The sequence below is a fragment of the Lysinibacillus sp. 38-6 genome (assembly GCF_046245175.1).
Classification (GTDB): domain Bacteria; phylum Bacillota; class Bacilli; order Bacillales_A; family Planococcaceae; genus Lysinibacillus.
Genome location: NZ_CP176417.1, coordinates 3,249,262 through 3,266,634 on the forward strand (window position 1 = coordinate 3,249,262; position 17,373 = coordinate 3,266,634).

General features: G+C 36.7%; 15 protein-coding genes and 1 riboswitch. Of the genes, 9 read left to right on the forward strand and 6 right to left on the reverse strand.

Annotated elements, in window-relative coordinates; all coding sequences use genetic code 11:
• Window positions 1-12: 12 nt before the first annotated feature.
• Window positions 13-1,413: a decarboxylating NADP(+)-dependent phosphogluconate dehydrogenase gene (gene gnd / locus ACKVEV_RS16670; RefSeq protein WP_409367411.1), complete on the forward strand. Its 1,401-nt coding sequence runs from the start codon at window positions 13-15 to the stop codon at window positions 1,411-1,413.
• A gap of 75 nt (window positions 1,414-1,488) precedes the next feature.
• On the opposite strand, the gene helD is transcribed toward gnd, so the two are convergent.
• Window positions 1,489-3,828, reverse strand: a complete 2,340-nt coding sequence (gene helD / locus ACKVEV_RS16675; RefSeq protein ID WP_409367412.1) for an RNA polymerase recycling motor HelD — start codon at window positions 3,826-3,828, stop codon at window positions 1,489-1,491.
• Between the two features lie 264 nt (window positions 3,829-4,092).
• Here helD and ACKVEV_RS16680 point away from each other — a divergent pair, with 264 nt between their 5' ends.
• The 6 genes from ACKVEV_RS16680 (at window position 4,093) to ACKVEV_RS16705 (ending at window position 9,594) form a co-directional block, all read left to right on the forward strand.
• Window positions 4,093-4,725 (forward strand): TetR/AcrR family transcriptional regulator, encoded by a 633-nt coding sequence (locus ACKVEV_RS16680; protein WP_409367413.1) that lies wholly within the window; start codon window positions 4,093-4,095, stop codon window positions 4,723-4,725.
• 103 nt (window positions 4,726-4,828) lie between these two features.
• Window positions 4,829-5,563 (forward strand): glucose 1-dehydrogenase, encoded by a 735-nt coding sequence (locus ACKVEV_RS16685; protein WP_409367414.1) that lies wholly within the window; start codon window positions 4,829-4,831, stop codon window positions 5,561-5,563.
• A 234-nt stretch (window positions 5,564-5,797) separates the two neighbouring features.
• Window positions 5,798-5,899, forward strand: a riboswitch (purine riboswitch).
• Window positions 5,900-6,062: 163 nt separating this feature from the next.
• A complete protein-coding gene (locus tag ACKVEV_RS16690; protein ID WP_409367415.1) occupies window positions 6,063-6,923 on the forward strand; it encodes a DUF3100 domain-containing protein in 861 nt (286 codons plus the stop codon).
• Between the two features lies 1 nt (window position 6,924).
• Complete coding sequence (locus tag ACKVEV_RS16695; RefSeq protein WP_409367416.1) at window positions 6,925-7,383, forward strand: hypothetical protein; 459 nt, start codon at window positions 6,925-6,927, stop codon at window positions 7,381-7,383.
• Window positions 7,384-7,440: 57 nt separating this feature from the next.
• Window positions 7,441-8,790, forward strand: a complete 1,350-nt coding sequence (locus ACKVEV_RS16700) for an amidohydrolase family protein (RefSeq protein ID WP_409367417.1) — start codon at window positions 7,441-7,443, stop codon at window positions 8,788-8,790.
• 36 nt (window positions 8,791-8,826) lie between these two features.
• A complete protein-coding gene (locus ACKVEV_RS16705) occupies window positions 8,827-9,594 on the forward strand; it encodes a sulfite exporter TauE/SafE family protein (protein ID WP_409367418.1) in 768 nt (255 codons plus the stop codon).
• 88 nt (window positions 9,595-9,682) lie between these two features.
• On the opposite strand, the gene ACKVEV_RS16710 is transcribed toward ACKVEV_RS16705, so the two are convergent.
• Together ACKVEV_RS16710 and ACKVEV_RS16715 are read right to left on the reverse strand one after the other, a co-directional pair.
• Window positions 9,683-10,435: an SDR family NAD(P)-dependent oxidoreductase gene (locus ACKVEV_RS16710; protein WP_409367419.1), complete on the reverse strand. Its 753-nt coding sequence runs from the start codon at window positions 10,433-10,435 to the stop codon at window positions 9,683-9,685.
• A gap of 46 nt (window positions 10,436-10,481) precedes the next feature.
• Window positions 10,482-11,765 carry an MFS transporter gene (locus tag ACKVEV_RS16715; RefSeq protein ID WP_409367420.1) on the reverse strand — a complete coding sequence of 428 codons (1,284 nt, stop codon included), beginning with the start codon at window positions 11,763-11,765 and terminating at the stop codon, window positions 10,482-10,484.
• Between the two features lie 464 nt (window positions 11,766-12,229).
• Here ACKVEV_RS16715 and ACKVEV_RS16720 point away from each other — a divergent pair, with 464 nt between their 5' ends.
• A complete protein-coding gene (locus ACKVEV_RS16720; RefSeq protein WP_409367421.1) occupies window positions 12,230-13,699 on the forward strand; it encodes a LuxR C-terminal-related transcriptional regulator in 1,470 nt (489 codons plus the stop codon).
• Between the two features lie 91 nt (window positions 13,700-13,790).
• Window positions 13,791-14,108: an MGMT family protein gene (locus ACKVEV_RS16725; protein WP_409367422.1), complete on the forward strand. Its 318-nt coding sequence runs from the start codon at window positions 13,791-13,793 to the stop codon at window positions 14,106-14,108.
• Window positions 14,109-14,244: 136 nt separating this feature from the next.
• On the opposite strand, the gene ACKVEV_RS16730 is transcribed toward ACKVEV_RS16725, so the two are convergent.
• The 3 genes from ACKVEV_RS16730 to ACKVEV_RS16740 all read right to left on the reverse strand — a co-directional run bounded on the left by ACKVEV_RS16730 (window position 14,245) and on the right by ACKVEV_RS16740 (window position 17,366).
• Complete coding sequence (locus ACKVEV_RS16730; RefSeq protein ID WP_409367423.1) at window positions 14,245-15,510, reverse strand: MFS transporter; 1,266 nt, start codon at window positions 15,508-15,510, stop codon at window positions 14,245-14,247.
• Between the two features lie 460 nt (window positions 15,511-15,970).
• Window positions 15,971-16,567 (reverse strand): ankyrin repeat domain-containing protein, encoded by a 597-nt coding sequence (locus ACKVEV_RS16735; protein WP_409367424.1) that lies wholly within the window; start codon window positions 16,565-16,567, stop codon window positions 15,971-15,973.
• Window positions 16,568-16,670: 103 nt separating this feature from the next.
• Window positions 16,671-17,366, reverse strand: a complete 696-nt coding sequence (locus ACKVEV_RS16740) for a response regulator transcription factor (protein ID WP_409367425.1) — start codon at window positions 17,364-17,366, stop codon at window positions 16,671-16,673.
• Window positions 17,367-17,373 lie beyond the last annotated feature (7 nt).

A 17,373-nucleotide genomic window follows, 5' to 3' on the forward strand; every position in this document is an offset into this window, starting at 1 on the left:
GGAGCGAACACAATGTTAAATACAATAGGCGTTATTGGTTTAGGTGTGATGGGCAGTAACATTGCCTTAAACATGGCCAATAAAGGCGAGCAAGTAGCAGTCTATAATTATACGCCGGATTTAACCGACAAGCTTTTACAAAAAGAAGAAGCGCAAAAATTAAATCCATATTATCAAATAGAAGAATTTATCCACTCTTTAGAGAAACCAAGAAAAGTTTTCTTGATGGTGACAGCCGGAAATGCGATAGATTCCGTTATTCAATCTTTAATACCTTTACTTGAGAAAGGCGATATTATTATGGATGGCGGTAATTCCCACTATAAAGATACAGAGCGGAGATATGATGAACTGAAAGCTTTTGGCATTGGCTATTTAGGCATTGGCATTTCAGGCGGTGAAGTAGGTGCTTTGACAGGACCTTCTATCATGCCTGGTGGTGATCTTGAAGTCTATGAAAAAGTGGCTCCTATTCTTACGAAGATAGCAGCACAAGTCGATGGAACACCATGCTGTACGTATATTGGCCCTAAAGGTGCTGGCCACTTCGTTAAAATGGTTCATAACGGTATTGAATACGCGGATATGCAGCTAATTGCAGAGGCCTACACATTTTTAAGAAAAAATGTAGGATTAGCCGTTGAGGAAATTGCCGATATTTTTGAAACATGGAATCAAGGGGAATTGAAAAGCTATTTAATTGAAATTACCGCTGACATTTTAAGAAAAAAAGACGATTCAACAGGATTACCACTAATTGATATTATTCTCGATAAGGCCAATCAAAAAGGAACAGGAAAATGGACAAGTATACAATCCATTGATAATGGCATCCCTACTTCCATTATTACCGAAGCTTTATTTGCCCGCTATATCTCATCGTTAAAAGAGGAACGCGTTCGTGCAGAAGCGATATTAGCAGGCCCTGCACAAAATGAGCAACCTCTAGATAAAGATGTGTGGGTAGAGCACGTAAGACAAGCTCTATATATGGGCAAAATTTGCGCCTATGCACAAGGATTTACTCAATATAAAATGACTTCTGAGCTTTATAACTGGAACTTACAATTGCATAATATAGCGTTAATTTTCCGCAGCGGTTGTATTATTCGTGCAGAATTTTTAAATGTTATTAGCGATGCTTATCAAAAACAAGCTGCTCTAGATAATTTATTAATTGCGCCTTATTTTGCAGAAAAAACAAAAGCATATCAAAACAGCTTACGGAAAGTAGTTTGTGAAGGTATCCAAGCAGGTAATGCCTTCCCATGTTTAAGCACTTCTTTAACCTATTTTGATAGTTACCGAACTGGCTCATCGAATGCCAATCTATTGCAGGCACAACGCGATTATTTCGGTGCGCATACGTACGAGCGTATTGATTCAGAAGGTACTTTCCACACTAATTGGTAGTAAGCTAACGACAACGCCTATAGAAAAGCCGATTCTAATGACAATCTAGAATCGGCTTTTTTATATTATTTTCCATTATCGTAGTAAAAGGAGATTTTCCTGTACAGCATCTTCTAAAAGTGGACTTGGTTGACCTACGCTATATAACTGCAAATGGTGCATGGCGCGCGTGCAAGCTGTGTAGAAAACTCTACGCAAACTGTCATCGCCATATATTTGCTCAGAAGCATTATAGATAATAACAGCTTCAAACTCGATTCCTTTGGATAAATAGGATGGGATAATGACAACGCCTTGTTCATACTCTGGTGTGCCATTTTTTATAAGCTTCACATCTTCAATTTGGGACAGAGCTTCATACGCTTGTTTGCTTTCCTCCGCTGATTTACAGATGATGGCGATACTATGATAACCCTCATTTCGCAAAGCTTCGACTTTTGTTAGAATGGCATGATGCAAAGCTGTATGATCAGCTAATTGTGTCAGCACCGGTAGCTCACCAGCACGTTCAAAAGGAATAATGCGCTCGCCATTTGGCACTAGCTTGCGCGTAAACTCGATAATTGGCTTAGTAGAGCGATAACTACGCGTCATTGTAATGACTTCCGTTTCATCCGCTCCATACAGATTGCTCAAAATATGAAAATCAATCATTTCACTCGCATGTGCGAAGATTGCCTGATTAAAATCACCTAATACCGTCATTTTCGCGAAAGGAAACAATCGCTTTAAAAACTCGAATTGAAATGGTGAATAGTCCTGCGCCTCGTCAACAAGAATGTGCCTAATTGAACTATTTGTTTGAAAACCTTGAATCAATTCCTTCATCAATAAAAACGGTGTAGCGTCTTCATAACATAATTTATCGTCTTCCAGCATTTGTAGTGTTGCTTGGCAAATTGCCTCCCACTCAGCCGGTGTTTCTCCCTCTATCCATTGCTTCATTTGCAGAGGGTCTACAAACAACTGCTTATATATTTCCTTAACGTCAATAAATTGCAACGCTCGAATCCGTTTGCGCAACGTCTTTAATTTCTTAGCTACTATTAATTGCGCAAGTTTTTTTGTATCCATTTCATAGTCCGCAATCGTCTCTCTTGCAAAGCCTTGCTTTTTAGCTAAATACACGCGTGCCTTTTGATATTCCTCGTTGCTTAGCAACTCAATTTCATCTTGCACCCATTCCTTCTTCCATTCGACTCTTTCGATTTCTTTTACTTCTTTTAAAATCCAATCTCTTAACTTTTCCAGTCGGTTATGAAAGTTCATCGACGTGTCGCTGCTATAAAACTGCTCAGCAATTTGTTCTGCGCTAAGTAGCGGCTGCCCTCTAAAGTTAATAACCTTAAAGATCATACCAGAGTACTCCAGCGACTTTCTGTATGCCTTAATCACTTCAAAGAAGCGCGTAGATGCTTTAAAGCGGATGCTCGCCACCCTTGAGCTATAGGCAGGACTATCGGCTGCTGTTAAAACGTATTCCAATTGGTCATATGGATTTTCAACATCAAACTCTTTGCTTAAACGGTGATGTAAATACTCCTGAAATGTTACTTGCTGCATATTTTCTTCACCAAGTTCAGGCAACACATTCGAGACATAGCTGTTAAACATCGCATTTGGTGAAAATAATATGATTTGATCTGCATTCAATCTGTCCCGATATTTATAAAGTAAATAAGCAATTCGTTGTAATGCGGCTGATGTTTTGCCACTACCCGCCGCACCATGTACAATAAGCAACCGTCCATGATCATGACGAATAATGCGGTTTTGCTCCTGTTGAATCGTTGCAACGATACTTTGCATATGTTTGTTCGTACCTTGCCCTAAAACTTGCTGTAAAATTTCATCTCCGATTGTCAGACTTGTATCAAACATCGATTGCAGCTCACCGTCACGGATAAGATATTGCCACTTCTTCTCCAACTCCCCATAAATAATGCCTCCAGGCGTTGTGTACTGAGCAGGACCTGGCATGTAATCGTAGTAAACACTTGCAATGGGTGTTCTCCAGTCATAAATAAGAAAATCTTCGCCGCTTTTATCCATCAGTGAAGAAATACCGATATAGACCTGTTCTTGAGCTGCCAAGCCTTCCTCTAAGAAATCAATTCGACCGAAATAAGGGTTCTTCTGCATGCGGCGTAATGTCGCTAATCTTTTCGATGCATGTTTGTGGGTGCTTTGGCTTACAGACAATGCTTGCGTTTCTTGTCTTAAGCCAATAATCGTCTCAAGATAATCGTCGAAAGTATCCATATTGACCTTAATTTCATCCCAAAAGTGTTTGCGAATATTTACAACTTCGTTTTTACGCTGTAACGTTTCTTGCTCCAACTTACCCATCTGCTCAGAAATAGTCTCCATTACATTATCCAAACGTTTTTGCTCTTGCTGAAACTCCGATTTCATCGCATTCACTCCTTAAAAATATACGTATAGGGGTTGACTAACGAAAAACAATGCTTTATAATTAAGATAGGGATAATATATCCTATTAATAATAAAGTGCCTATCTATATAAATTTAACATATGCTCACGTTTTTTTCAATGGATTGAACGTGATTTTATTTGTAACTGTATGAATGTAAAACCACTTCTAAATCATCATTTAGAAGTGGTTTTTTATCTACCTATCATTTTAAAATGTATGAAGACTAGTTGGAGTGACAAACATGAGTAAACGAGAACAACAAAAACAACAACGCCGACAACATATTGTCCAAACGGCAAAGCAGCTATTTTTGGAACAAGGCGTGCAACATATTCAAATGCAAGATGTTGCAGATGCGACTGGCGTTGGTATCGCCACACTATTTCGTTATTTCCCTAAAAAAGAGTATTTAGTGATAGCCGCTTCAAGTACCATTACGGAAGAAATGGCTACGGATATAGGACAGATAGTGGAGCAAACAATATCTTCATATGAAAAAATCCAGCAAATTTTAGATTATTATATTAGCGGCACAAGGGATCCTCAGTTGCGTTTAGCAAAGTTTTTCGAGTCTTTTGACTTACATGAAAAAATTGCGGAGGAATCAAATGAGCATTATGCAGAATACTTATTTGCAAGAAGTAAATTAGCCAATATTTTATTAACGTTAGCTCAGCAAGGTAAACAGGACGGCTCGTTACGGCAGGATATTGATATGGATCTATTTATTATAACGTTAGTACAAAACTTCAGTTTGTTCACCTTTAAAGTAAGCTTGGCAAGCCACGATACAAACCTTTCACAGTTGCTTTCCGAAGACAAACAACTTGAATTAATGAAGGATGTATTTTTATCCTATATTCGACCACAATAATTAACGAACGTTTTGAATTGACATTCGGGCGTGAAAGTTGTTAACTAGGAAGTATAAAAGTGATAGTTAACTATCAAATTAAATTTTTTAGGGGGCTTTTTAAATGAGTCGTTTAGCAGGTAAAGTAGCAATTATTACAGGTTCAGCACAAGGTATGGGCGCTGCACACGCAAAATTATTCGTAGAAAACGGTGCAAAAGTTGTTTTAACAGATTTAAATGAAGAAAAAGGTAATGCATTCGCAGCTGAATTAGGCGAAAACGCAATTTTCGTTAAACAAAACGTAACTTCTGAAGAAGATTGGGCTACAGTAATTGCCAAAGCAGAAGAAGCTTTCGGTCCAGTAAACATTTTAGTAAACAATGCTGGTATTACAATGGCGAAAAACATGTTAGAAGTAACATTAGAAGAATACAAACGCATTGTAGACATTAACCAAGTGTCAGTATTTTTAGGTATGAAATCAGTAGCATCTTCAATGGCAAAAGCTGGTGGCGGTTCAATTGTTAACATTTCTTCAATGAATGGCTTAGTAGCTGGCGCTATCGGTTACACAGATACAAAATTTGCTGTTCGTGGTATGACAAAAGCAGCTGCTATCAACCTTGCTCCAATGGGTATTCGCGTAAACTCTGTACACCCAGGCGTTATCGCAACACCAATGGTAGTACAAGCAGATACAAAAGCAGCGGTAGAAGAATTCTCTAAACATATTCCATTAAAACGCGTAGCTCAACCAGAAGAAGTATCTAAAATGGTATTATTCTTAGCTTCTGATGATTCTAGCTACTCAACTGGTTCAGAATTCGTTATCGATGGCGGCGTAACTGCACAATAATTAACATGCGTGAAAAATTAAATGCCGATTTTCTATTAATAAGAAAATCGGCATTTTTATTATAGCAAGCAACGCTCTTCACTTCTTTTTTCCGTCTATCCTCTTTTTCTCCTTCTATTAATATTGTTTTCTCTCCCTATATTCCGCAAACATCCACAAAAAAACTTTGACTTTCTAAAAATATTGGTGTAAATTGTTCAATACACGAACATATATGGCTATAACAATATATAATGTTCGCATTTTAAAATTCTTCGTATAAAGTTGGAAATATGGTCCAAAAGTTTCTACCAAACTACCGTAAATAGTTTGACTATGAGGAATGACAAAAAACGATATCTTATGCTCGTACTGGAAAACGCTCGGTTTATTCAGTCTATTTACGTTTTTTGTTTTTTCTGTATGTCAAACTCTAGTAAATATACTAGAGTTTTTCTTTTTTCACTCTTATATACGTAGTTATTTTAAAAAACAACATCACCAGGAGAGGAAAAAGAACATGGAAAACACAGATCAACATCAATCTATATGGCAAGTAATCAAACAAAATTACCGATTATATTTAGGGGCTCTTATTATTGTGATTATTGCTGAACTCATCGGAGTAAAACAGTTCCATGTAGGATCTGCTTTAATCGTGATTTATCCGATGCTTTTTGCAATCGTCATAAGTGTAATACTTGGCCCAGATATTTTGAAATTTTTTAAAGAAAAGGCATCCACGAAAGCTTCATCACTTGTTCTTGTCGCGATTACACCATTTATGGCCAAAATCGGGGTACTTGCTGGCTCTAATCTTCCAAAGCTTGTTGAAGTCGGACCAGCACTAGCATTTCAAGAACTAGGACATGTCGGTACAATTTTGCTAGCATTACCCGTTGCATTAATGTTAGGCATTAAAAAAGAAGCCATTGGCGCAACAAGCTCCACATGTCGCGATAAAGATTATGGATTAATTTGTCATTTATATGGCGCCAATTCACCCGAAGCAAGAGGGGCCCTATCTATTTACATTATCGGTTTTTTAATCGGTACGATTTATATTGGATTTTTAGCTAGTATCGTCGCTTCTACAAATATTTTTCATCCTTTAGCATTAGCTATGGCTAGCGGCATAGGTAGTGGTGTGATGATGGCGGCAGCCTCGAGTACATTGGCTACTATTTATCCGGAATACGCTGATCAAATAATTATGCTAGCAGGTGCAAGTGATACGTTAGCTGCCATTGTCGGTATCTACTTTACTTTATTCATATCCCTTCCGCTTACTAGGAAATTATATTTCTTGCTCGAACCACGAATAAGCCCTAAGCATACACGTGATGCGAAACAAATGAAAAGTATGAAGGTTGGTGATTGATATGACAATGAGCATGCGAGATTGGACGATTTCTCTTTTACTTACATCGGTTATTACAACGCTGGTAGCAAACCTTATCGGCAATAATGTATCCATTGCAGAATCGATTCCTGGTGTACTAATTTTATCTGCCATCGCTTTCGTTGGTATCTCTTTAGGTAAATTAATTCCTTTAAAAATCCCTGCCATTATTTACGTTGTTCTGACAGGTTTACTCGTTGCCAGCCCGATTTCGCCTATTTCTCAACCAGTCATTGAGTATACGGCAAAAATATCTTTTATGGCTCCTATTACAATTGTTGGTACCCTTGCTGGAATCGGTCTTAATTTCAAGTCGTTTATTAGCCAAAGCTGGAAAATGGTCATTATTGCTCTGTTAGTTTTTACAGGCACATTCCTTACACAAGCCATCTTTGCTCAAATATTCTTAAATCTAACCGATGCGTTAGATTCATTTTAGACGAATAGAGAGGCATCCCCTCTCTATTTTTATTCAATTCATTTATGGAGGCCTATTATGCAAGCTATAGCGTATAATGCTGATTTATTAATAAAAAATTGTTCTATTGTAACTCCCGACTTTACCATCCTTAATGATCAAACCATTGCCATTAAAAATAATCGCATCGTAGCAATCGGGGCTACTGCATCCCTTGCTACTAGTTATCGATCGCAAGAGATTTTAAATGGTCAAGGTAAATTAGTACTACCTGGTCTGATTGATGCCCATACTCACACATGTCAGCAACTTTTACGCGGAAGAATAACAGATGAATATCCGATGATTTGGACGCGCATAATGGTTCCATTTGAAAGTAATTTACAGGAACGAGATGTCTATATTAGTTCACAGTTAAGCTGCCTTGAAATGATTAAGTCGGGCACAACTGCCTTTATTGATGCTGGTGGCAGACATATGCATCAAGTTGCAAATTCGGTAGTGGAATCAGGCCTACGCGGTGTGCTAACATGCTCGACAATGGATAGTGGCTTGGACATTCCACCAACGATGAAATCTACTATTGAAGAAAACATCCGCAATAATCGCGCATTATTTAATAACTATCATGGTGCTGGTGACGAGCGTGTAAACATATGGTATTCTCTTCGCTCCATCATTACTTGCACACCAGAATTAATACAGGAAGTTTTCGCGGCAGCAAAAGAATGTTCTACGGGTGTGCAATCCCATATGAACGAATATGCAAATGAAATTAGTTATTGCCTAGAAAAATTCAAAATGCGTCCATATGAATATCTTGCATCTATAGGTGTGCTCGATCAAAATTTCTTAGGTGCGCATAGTATCATGCTTTCTGAAAATGAAATAGATGTTATTAAAACGTTTAATAGTAAAATCGTCCACTGCCCTATTAGTAATTCCGGGAAAGGTGTGCCAAAAACGCCTAGCTTATTACAAAAAGGTATCAGCGTTGGCTTAGGTACAGACGGAGCTGGACATTCAGGATTAAGTTTATTTGATCAAATGAAAGTATTTAAATCATTAATTCGCGCATTTTCAGGCGTTCCTATTTTTGATCCAGTCGTTATGCCTTCCAAAAGCATTTTAGAAATGGCAACATTAGGCGGAGCTAAAGCGATGATGCAAGAGCAGCAGCTTGGTACACTGGAAGTTGGTAAAAAGGCCGATATGATTTTAATTAATATTGATCAGCCCCATATTGCGCCTTCACACAATTTAATCAATACTTTAATCGAAGCCGTTAATAGCAGCGACGTAACAGATTCGATTGTTAATGGTAAAATATTAATGAAAAACAGAGAAGTCCTGACACTGGATGAAGAAAAAATAAAATATGAAAGTAAGCTTGCAATGAAGGATCTTGCCATTCGTGCAAACATCTAATCCTTTATTTTATAGGGTTAAATTGAGGTTTAAATTATGTTAACAAACTCACTGCTTTTAACGATTGTTTTAAGTTCAAATTTAATAATTGGTATTCTATTAGGGATGTCCGGCATTTCTGGCTTTCTCCTCCCGCTAATTTATGTAGGTTTTTTAGATATTCCTGTCCATGATGCGCTTGCATTGAGCTTTTTAGCCTTTGCTGTTTCAGGTATACTCGGAGCTTACTCCTACTGGAAATCTAAAAATATGGATTTGAAATTAGCCTTATTTTTAAGCATCGGTAGCCTTCCTGGCGCGTTTTTAGGTGTGCAAATCAATGTGCTCATTTCTGATTTTCTAGCAAAACTGTTGCTCTACTTATTTATTCTGCTAGCTGGTTTATCGATTATCTTCAAGAAAAATAATGAAAATACATTGATTAAAAAATCAAAAGCGTTAAATCACCCATTGATTGTTGTCATCATCGGCTTTTTAACAGCAACAATTTGTGCATTAACAGGTGCAGGTGGGCCCATTTTATTAGTACCATTACTCGTCAACCTTGGTGTCAATATTCGAGTGGCAGTAGGTGTCAGTCTCTTAAATTCAGTATTTATTGCGATCCCATCTATTTTTGGCTATTTTGCATATGCCAATGTAGAAAGCATGTACGGTTTAGTCATTACTAGTTTAATTGGCGTAACGATTGGTATCCTTACTGGTACTCGCCTTGCCAATAAAGTGCCAATGAACATGTTAAAAATAATGATTGCCATTATTACAATACTGTCTTCGCTTTATATGCTCTTTACGTTAAAGTAAGAGCTAAATATTAGTGGAAGCCTAGAACAAAGAAAAAGTGTTAGATTGACGAATGTCGATCTAACACTTTTTCTGTATTGGTCTTAAATTATCTTGCTGTAGCTCCACCATCAATAACGAACTCTGTTCCCGTTGTGAAAGAAGATTCATCAGATGCAAGGAATACAACTGTATGAGCAACTTCTGCAGTATTACCCATTCTACCAAGTGGATATGCGTTATTTAATTCTTCCGTTGTACGTCCAGTTGCTTCTGAAGCATAGTCTGTCATAGCAGTTTCGATAAATCCTGGATGAATAGAGTTAACACGAATGCCTTTACCTGCGTATTCAATTGCTGCATCTTTTGTCATAATACGGACAGCTCCTTTACTTGCTCCATAAAGTGTATGTCCTGGGGCCCCAAATAAACCAGCAATCGATGAAGCATTAATTATAGAGCCTTTATTTTGCTCTGCCATCACCGGAATGACATGTTTCATACCTAAGAAAACGCCTGTTACGTTAATAGACATTAAACGATTCCATTCATCTAATTCTATTTCAGTAAGTGGTTTAATAATATAAATTCCTGCGTTATTAAATAACACATCAATTTTTCCGAAATGACTTTTTGTTTCACTAACAACCATTTTCCAATCGTCTTCGCTACTTACGTTATGTTGTACGAAAATTGCTTCAGCACCCATTGCTTGAATTTCTTGGGCAGTTGTCATAGCTGCCTCTTTATTAATATCAGTAATGACAACCTTTGCTCCTTCTTTCGCAAATTTTAATGCTGTCTCTTTACCAATTCCAGTTCCTCCACCAGTAATAATTGCCACTTTGTTTTGTAATCTCATAATAAGCTCTTCCCTTCTTTAATTAAATGTTTTATTTAAAATATAATTATGCTGTCTTTTTTCCATCTGGATTAACAAACAGCAAGAATAATATTGCACATAATAAAATTGCACCTGACACTACTAAAACGGAGTTATTATAGCCTTGAATAATATTATTTTTAGATAAGCCAATAAGGAATCCAGTAGCTACAGGGGCTATCATTCCACCTACATTTTGAAATGACATTAAAATACTAGCCATAAGTCCACTGCGCTCTGGAACTAGCTTCATCATAATTTGTGGTCCGATTGCAAAGTTTGCACCTGTTAAACCGTATGCTGTACCAAATGCTATAACACTCCATACAGGATTTTGTACAAATACCACTGAAACAAGCATCAAACTGCCAATAACAGCGGAGATACCCGTCACAAATACACGAGAGAAACGCCAATTTTTCGTTTTGGCTAGCACTTTATCAGAAATCATTGACACTAGAAAAATGATTGCTGCAGAGCTTATGCCAATAATTGAAACTGCAACGCCCATTTGACTAGCAGTCATACCTATTACTTTAGTTAAATAGTTCGGCATCCAAATTGCCGTCCATACGACAAAAATAAATGACGAGAATGCTAGAAATAATGTGAAGATAGAGGTTGGTGAGAAAATAGCTTTTACTACTTCTTTACCATTTTTCTTTTGCATAGTATTTTCAACTACATTTTTTGCTACTGCCTTTTGGGCTGTAGTTGTACTAGAAGGATTCTCTTTTGTCGTAAATATAAATAGGAGAACCCACATGATACTTACTCCGCCAAACACAGCAAACGCTACCTTCCAGCCGAACGTTGTAAGCCCAATGATGACAGGTGCTAAAACTAGCCCTCCTGCTGTAGCTCCTAAAGTAAATAAAGAGCTTGCGACTCCGCGTTTTTCAGGCGGGAACCATTTATTAATATGACTCATTGCCACTGGACCAAATGGGCCTTGGAAGACTCCTAATAGCACCCTATAGAAAATCAATGCGCTGAATCCATTAATTGCTAGTGCGCCAAACTGAATAATACCCCACGAAAATATAAGTATAGAAAGTACTTTTTTTGTTCCAAAGCGATCTGAAATTGCTGCACCGATAATACCGGCTACAGGAAATAACCAATAATAAGCACTTCCCACTACGCCCCATTGGTTAGCATTCAAACCAAGATCTTTCATAACTAAATCTGCTGAAAGACCGATAATATTTTTTCCAGAGAAATTAATTAAATTTCCAAAAAATAAAAATGCAATAATGCCCCAAAGAATCCAGTTGTATTTCCTGCTCGATTCCAATGTTTTGTTCATCTAGATGTCCATCTCCCCAAAAACATTATTCATGAGGTCAACCTCATATTGAAAAAAAGGAACCATTCTTTTAATTAGGATAAGGACTCATTAATTTCTTCTATTTAATCCATTAATAAAGCGTTTTCAATTGGGTTCTATCACATATTTTTACAAGTTCAAGCGTATTGGCTATACTTGTAATAGTGCATCTTTACTATTCACTAATATTTATGTGATATTTTGTAAACTTAAATAGTATTGATCTCCATATTCTTTATATTAAAAACGCTTTTCTTAACGTCTTTCATCGTTGAAATTTTACTTAAGAGCAATTCCATGAATTAAAAGCAGTCACAATTTGTTCACAAATAGTATTTTACAATTCCCAACCAACTAGAACTATCCTATAAATTAAGGGTTAATTTTTATTTCACCCCCTCAATCTATAGGGACTTTATATGTTAAAGGAGAGAGACTAATAAATGCGACCTGATTCACTTCCCTATAGCGATATATCATTTGAGGATTTTAAAATCTTTCTAAAACAACATAAAACAAAACTTCAAATGAATATTAATGTGCAAATAAGATTAGAAACTAATCTATCAAAAGAGGAACAATCTATTATTGAATTTCTAGCAAGTTCATTTTTAGAAATTTTAACTGGGCAGGATGACAAAACAGTTCAAACCGGACTTGATTCTCTTTTAACTACTTGGGTACAAACCTATTCAATGATTTTGGATTATCATTACTTACATTTATTCCACGTTATTTTGGAAAAGGCTTTTGCCAATTTATTAGTAAATTTAGCGGACATAAAGGCATATTCATATATGTTTTACTTGCCTATTATTGCTGCAAAAATATCTAGTTTATTTTCTAATTGGAAAAATGCCGTGAATACTGTAGATCACTTTTATTCCCATTCAGCGCAGAGCTTGTTACTTTCTTATTTGGAATTATTCCCTCTCCAACAAGTTTTTCTTGTCCAAAGTCATAATAAAACAAGCCCTATCATATTCGGTTGGGGAAGAACGGAGCAAGAAACGAGCCAAAGAGTACCTTTATACCCCCTTGAAGTAACAAGTAATGCTCAATTTAATGCGATAGCCGAGCATTCACTATTGTTAACAGTTGGTGAAACTAGCCTATATCTATATCCAAAAGCAACATTAGAAAAGGAACAAGAAGCAACAATCCAAAATTATCTGTTTCGCTTTAGCGACTTCGCTAGCTATAATGCCCAATATGAAAAAACACAATTAAATAAATTAAAAATTCTTGATGAGCTCAATAAGGTCCTAATAAGCTACTCTGGAAGAAATGACTTCATAAAAATTATTAAGGGCTGTGAAGAACTACTGAACTTTAAAAGATGTGTGTTCTATGCATACATCCCTTGGTCCAGTGAGTTTAAAGGTGTTATAGGTGAGGAATTATCGAAGGTGCAAAAAACACAAGGGTATGTATATCCGAATCAGCTATTTCATTCCATGCTAATTACTAAAAAGCCAGTATTTATTAAAAATCCTGTCCATTCCGTAAAACGTGAAACAATTGAATTATTTAGTCTTTCTTCACTAATTGTTGCACCAATATGTTATTACGAGGAAGTTCTCGGTTGGGTTACTTTAGATCAGGTAGGACAAGAGTTTGATTGTACGCAAGAGGATTTACAACTTATTGAGGAAGTTTGCAATAGAATTGGATTATTTCTTAAAAATTTCGATCATAATGTTTCACCAACTAATAATATCGAATTAACTGACCGAGAGTTAAGTGTATTAACTCTCCTAGCCGATGGATACGATAATAAAAAAATGGGGGAGTTTCTCCATTTAAGCGAGCATACAATTAGAGATTACATAAGTAGCCTTATGTTAAAATTAAAAGCTAAAAATCGTACGCAAGTTGTGTCTGCCGGTTTCCGCCTTGGATTGTTAACCTAATTACAGCAATATTATTGTCGTGATACGAATCTCTGTCCTTCATGCTTACGACAACTATATGAAAGTATCCAGTGTAAAGGAGCTGAATAATATGCAACCATTTACTAAAAATGTAATCACTGTAATACAGCGCATCCCAAGCGGTAAGGTTATGACGTATGGACAAGTTGCAGCCTGTGCAGGTAGCCCAAGAGGAGCAAGACAAGTTGTAAGAATACTCCATACGATGAGTGAAAAATATCATCTTCCTTGGCACCGTATTGTCAATATGAAAGGGGAAATTACGATACAAGATGCAGTGCGTCAGAAAGCACTATTAGAGAATGAGGGGATTATTGTCACGCCCACCTTTACGCTTAATTTAAAGCACTATCAATTTAACATTGTCCCTATCGATTTTGATTTCTAAATCGGAATATAAACAAAACAAAAAATACCCCTAAATCGTTAGCTGCCGCGTCTAATAATTTAAGGGTATTTTACCTGTATATACATATAATAGAATTTAAATTCGTTCATTATCTTTTAGATAGCGGATGATTTCTTTAATTCCATAATCCTGCTTTTTCTAATTTCTTTTTACCTTTAAAGGCCATTAAAATGGCGCACACATTTAAAAGTAGCATGATGAAAATAGTATCTAAAACATACGTGTAACTACCTGTAAATTGAAAAATAAATCCATAAATAGGTAACGCAACAATGCCTGCAACTGCTAAACCTGTTATGGCAAGTCCATAAATTTGACTGAACTCTCTATTTCCAAATAATGCTGTTGTTAACAGTGGTCCTAATGTTCCTAAAGAAGCAACAACGAAGCCATAGAGGCCAGTAGCTAACTTAAAGATCATTGGATTTTCAGGTACAAATAAAAGAAGTCCTACTGGAATTAATCCCAGCAGCATAGCGGAAACCGCTGTGTTTTTCACACCTATTTTATCGCTAAGGTAGCCAAAAAATAGTGCCCCAATAACAACACCTACCGACCAAGTACCCATGGCATGGCCCGCAAACTTTACATCATAACCTAAGCCCATCGCAAATGGCGCAACATGTTGATTAAACGCAGCTATAGAAGTCTCACAGAAAAAGAAAAATACTAAAAAATAAAATGCACTGGATTTTTTTGCGATTGTAGCTGCAACGCCACTGTTTGTTGGCGTCTGAACCGTAACTGTGTTATCTTCCTTTACTTCATCCATACCATATGGCTGTAACCCCATGTGTTGTGGAGCTTTTCTTATCGTTAATAATACAATCGGAATAACAATCGCCATTACGCCTACACCTAAGAAGATATACGTATTGCGCCAACCTGCACTGTCGATTAAGTTACCAGCTACTGGTTGAAGGAAAGCACCTATTAAACCTCCAGCTCCGACCATAATACCTAAAGCCAAGCCTTTATGTTTTTTAAACCAATTATTAATAAGCACCGGACCAGCTAATTGCGTTACGACAACAGAACCCATTGCCATTGGGATAGCGAACAAATACCATCCCCAAACAGAGTTCATAAATCCAAACATTGCATAGGCCCCTGCCTCCAACGTAACAGCTACTACTAAAAGTGTTCTAATATTATATTTAGCTATCATCTTACCTGCAACGGGTAAGGAGAGCATAGTAACAATTGAAGCAATACTAAAGTACATTGTTAAACTGCCCATGCCAATTCCTAAATCTTCAGTAACAGGGGTTAAAAATAGTCCACCCGTAGTCGCAATGCCACCTTTAGCAGCTCCGACCATGACAACTAACCCTAATAACACCCACCAAGCATAGTGGATTTTTTTCTTTGTCTGACTCATACTACTGTCCCCGATTCGTATATTGATTTTACTTTTCGCACAAAACTTTTTAATAACCTTTTTAAATCTTTTACTAGTTTTAAAAAGATATACTAGGTCATTTAAAAACAGAATTATTATATTAATATACTTAGAACGTACTAAAATAATACCGCTAATTTTATTTCCAATTCCCTCCTAGTCCTTTTGATTTACAATTTAGTTTAAAAATAAACTACCTTCGCAATAGTAACTCGATACTTATAATGTGTCAAATGTATGAACTTTGTTATTTTAGCCCAAAAATAAGCCCGATATCAGTTGAACTTCCGCAAAAACCCTGCTACACAGCGGTTTGCAGAGGTCGCCGTGTAGCTTATTAGACCAAAAAACACAAGTTTTTTAGTGAATTTTTTTCAAAAAATAAAAAGCATCTAGCACGTTGTCATTTAATACGTGGTAGATGCTCTTTTAAATTTTATTAGTCTTCTAACATAGCAATCATTTTTGTATAGCCCATTTCCTTGGCATAATCAAGCGCTGTTTTGCCCCAATTGTCACGCAGTTCACGATTGGCATTGTATGCTAATAATTCTTGAACAATTTGCTGATACAATACTGAGCCATCCGTTAAGGCTACCGCTTCAATTAATGCTGTATAGCCAAATTTATTTTGATGATCGATATTTGCCCTACCATCTTCTAATAGTAGCTTTACATTGTCTAAATGCCCTTTTTCTGCCGCAGGAATTAAGGCGTTCCCACCATAGCGATTAACGACTTTTTGATTAGGTTCTGCATGCTTAAGCATATATGTTAAAATCTCTGTTTTCCCTTGGGCACCTGCATACAAATAGGCGCTATCCTGAATATAATCTTGCTGATTAATATCGGCTCCCGCATCTATTAAACGTTTTGCCACCTCAATATAGTTTTTATGTGTAGCAATTAATAAAGGCGTTTCTCCTTTACTATTCGTTTCATTAATTGGATAGGATGCATCCTGTAAAATTTCTTGCACTTTTTTTACATCATTGTTTTCAACAGCTTGAATAAGACTACCTGATTGTGGCTTCATCTGCTTTTCCTCCCCTTTATTACACCCTGCGAGTATAAATAACGCACTTATTATAATGATAAAATATTTCATCATAAAACCTTCCTTTCACAAGGAGATTTTTTTAACTATTAAAGCGATATCCACTACCCCAAATTGTTTCAATGGGCAGCTCTGATAGTTTGCCTTTCTTTAATTTATCTCGTATGCGCCCCACATGAACGACAACGGTAAAAACATCTCCATCTAAATCATCCATATACCATAATTGACGGAAAAGCTGCTCCTTTGTCCATACGCGATTCGGATGTTCCATAAAGAACACCAGTAAATCAAATTCCTTCGTTGTAAAAATAACTTCCTGACCTAAAACTAATACTTTACGAGCAGCTTTATCCACTACAATATTTTTCATCTCTAAATAATCCTGTGTTTGTTCTGTGCCTGTCAGCTGCTTATAGCGTTTACTATGCGCTTGTACACGTGCGACAAACTCACTCGGACTAAATGGTTTCGTTATATAATCATCGGCGCCTAAGCCGAGCCCTCTTATCTTATCAATATCTTCTTTTTTGGCAGATACAATCATAAGCGGAATATTTTTTTGTTCACGAATACGTCGACAAATTTCAAAACCGTTCATCGAAGGGAGCATTAAATCAACAACTACTAAATCATAGGGCTCCATTAATGCTCGATTTAACCCCTCAAAACCGTCCGTTACAATTTCTGCCTCTATATCATGAATTTCTAAATAATCTCTTTGTAATTCTGCAATGCTGATATCATCTTCAATAATTAATATACGTGATGGCACCATTGACACT

Excerpts from the sequence above, each read along its gene's own strand:
- ACKVEV_RS16735 (WP_409367424.1), bottom strand. The coding sequence starts at position 16,567 with ATGAAGCCACAATCAGGTAGTCTTATTCAAGCTGTTGAAAACAATGAT.
- helD (WP_409367412.1), bottom strand. The coding sequence starts at position 3,828 with ATGAAATCGGAGTTTCAGCAAGAGCAAAAACGTTTGGATAATGTAATG.
- ACKVEV_RS16730 (WP_409367423.1), bottom strand. The coding sequence starts at position 15,510 with ATGAGTCAGACAAAGAAAAAAATCCACTATGCTTGGTGGGTGTTATTA.
- ACKVEV_RS16695 (WP_409367416.1), top strand. The coding sequence starts at position 6,925 with ATGACAATGAGCATGCGAGATTGGACGATTTCTCTTTTACTTACATCG.
- ACKVEV_RS16705 (WP_409367418.1), top strand. The coding sequence starts at position 8,827 with ATGTTAACAAACTCACTGCTTTTAACGATTGTTTTAAGTTCAAATTTA.
- ACKVEV_RS16700 (WP_409367417.1), top strand. The coding sequence starts at position 7,441 with ATGCAAGCTATAGCGTATAATGCTGATTTATTAATAAAAAATTGTTCT.
- gnd (WP_409367411.1), top strand. The coding sequence starts at position 13 with ATGTTAAATACAATAGGCGTTATTGGTTTAGGTGTGATGGGCAGTAAC.
- ACKVEV_RS16720 (WP_409367421.1), top strand. The coding sequence starts at position 12,230 with ATGCGACCTGATTCACTTCCCTATAGCGATATATCATTTGAGGATTTT.
- ACKVEV_RS16690 (WP_409367415.1), top strand. The coding sequence starts at position 6,063 with ATGGAAAACACAGATCAACATCAATCTATATGGCAAGTAATCAAACAA.
- ACKVEV_RS16685 (WP_409367414.1), top strand. The coding sequence starts at position 4,829 with ATGAGTCGTTTAGCAGGTAAAGTAGCAATTATTACAGGTTCAGCACAA.
- ACKVEV_RS16740 (WP_409367425.1), bottom strand. The coding sequence starts at position 17,366 with ATGGTGCCATCACGTATATTAATTATTGAAGATGATATCAGCATTGCA.
- ACKVEV_RS16710 (WP_409367419.1), bottom strand. The coding sequence starts at position 10,435 with ATGAGATTACAAAACAAAGTGGCAATTATTACTGGTGGAGGAACTGGA.
- ACKVEV_RS16715 (WP_409367420.1), bottom strand. The coding sequence starts at position 11,765 with ATGAACAAAACATTGGAATCGAGCAGGAAATACAACTGGATTCTTTGG.
- ACKVEV_RS16725 (WP_409367422.1), top strand. The coding sequence starts at position 13,791 with ATGCAACCATTTACTAAAAATGTAATCACTGTAATACAGCGCATCCCA.
- ACKVEV_RS16680 (WP_409367413.1), top strand. The coding sequence starts at position 4,093 with ATGAGTAAACGAGAACAACAAAAACAACAACGCCGACAACATATTGTC.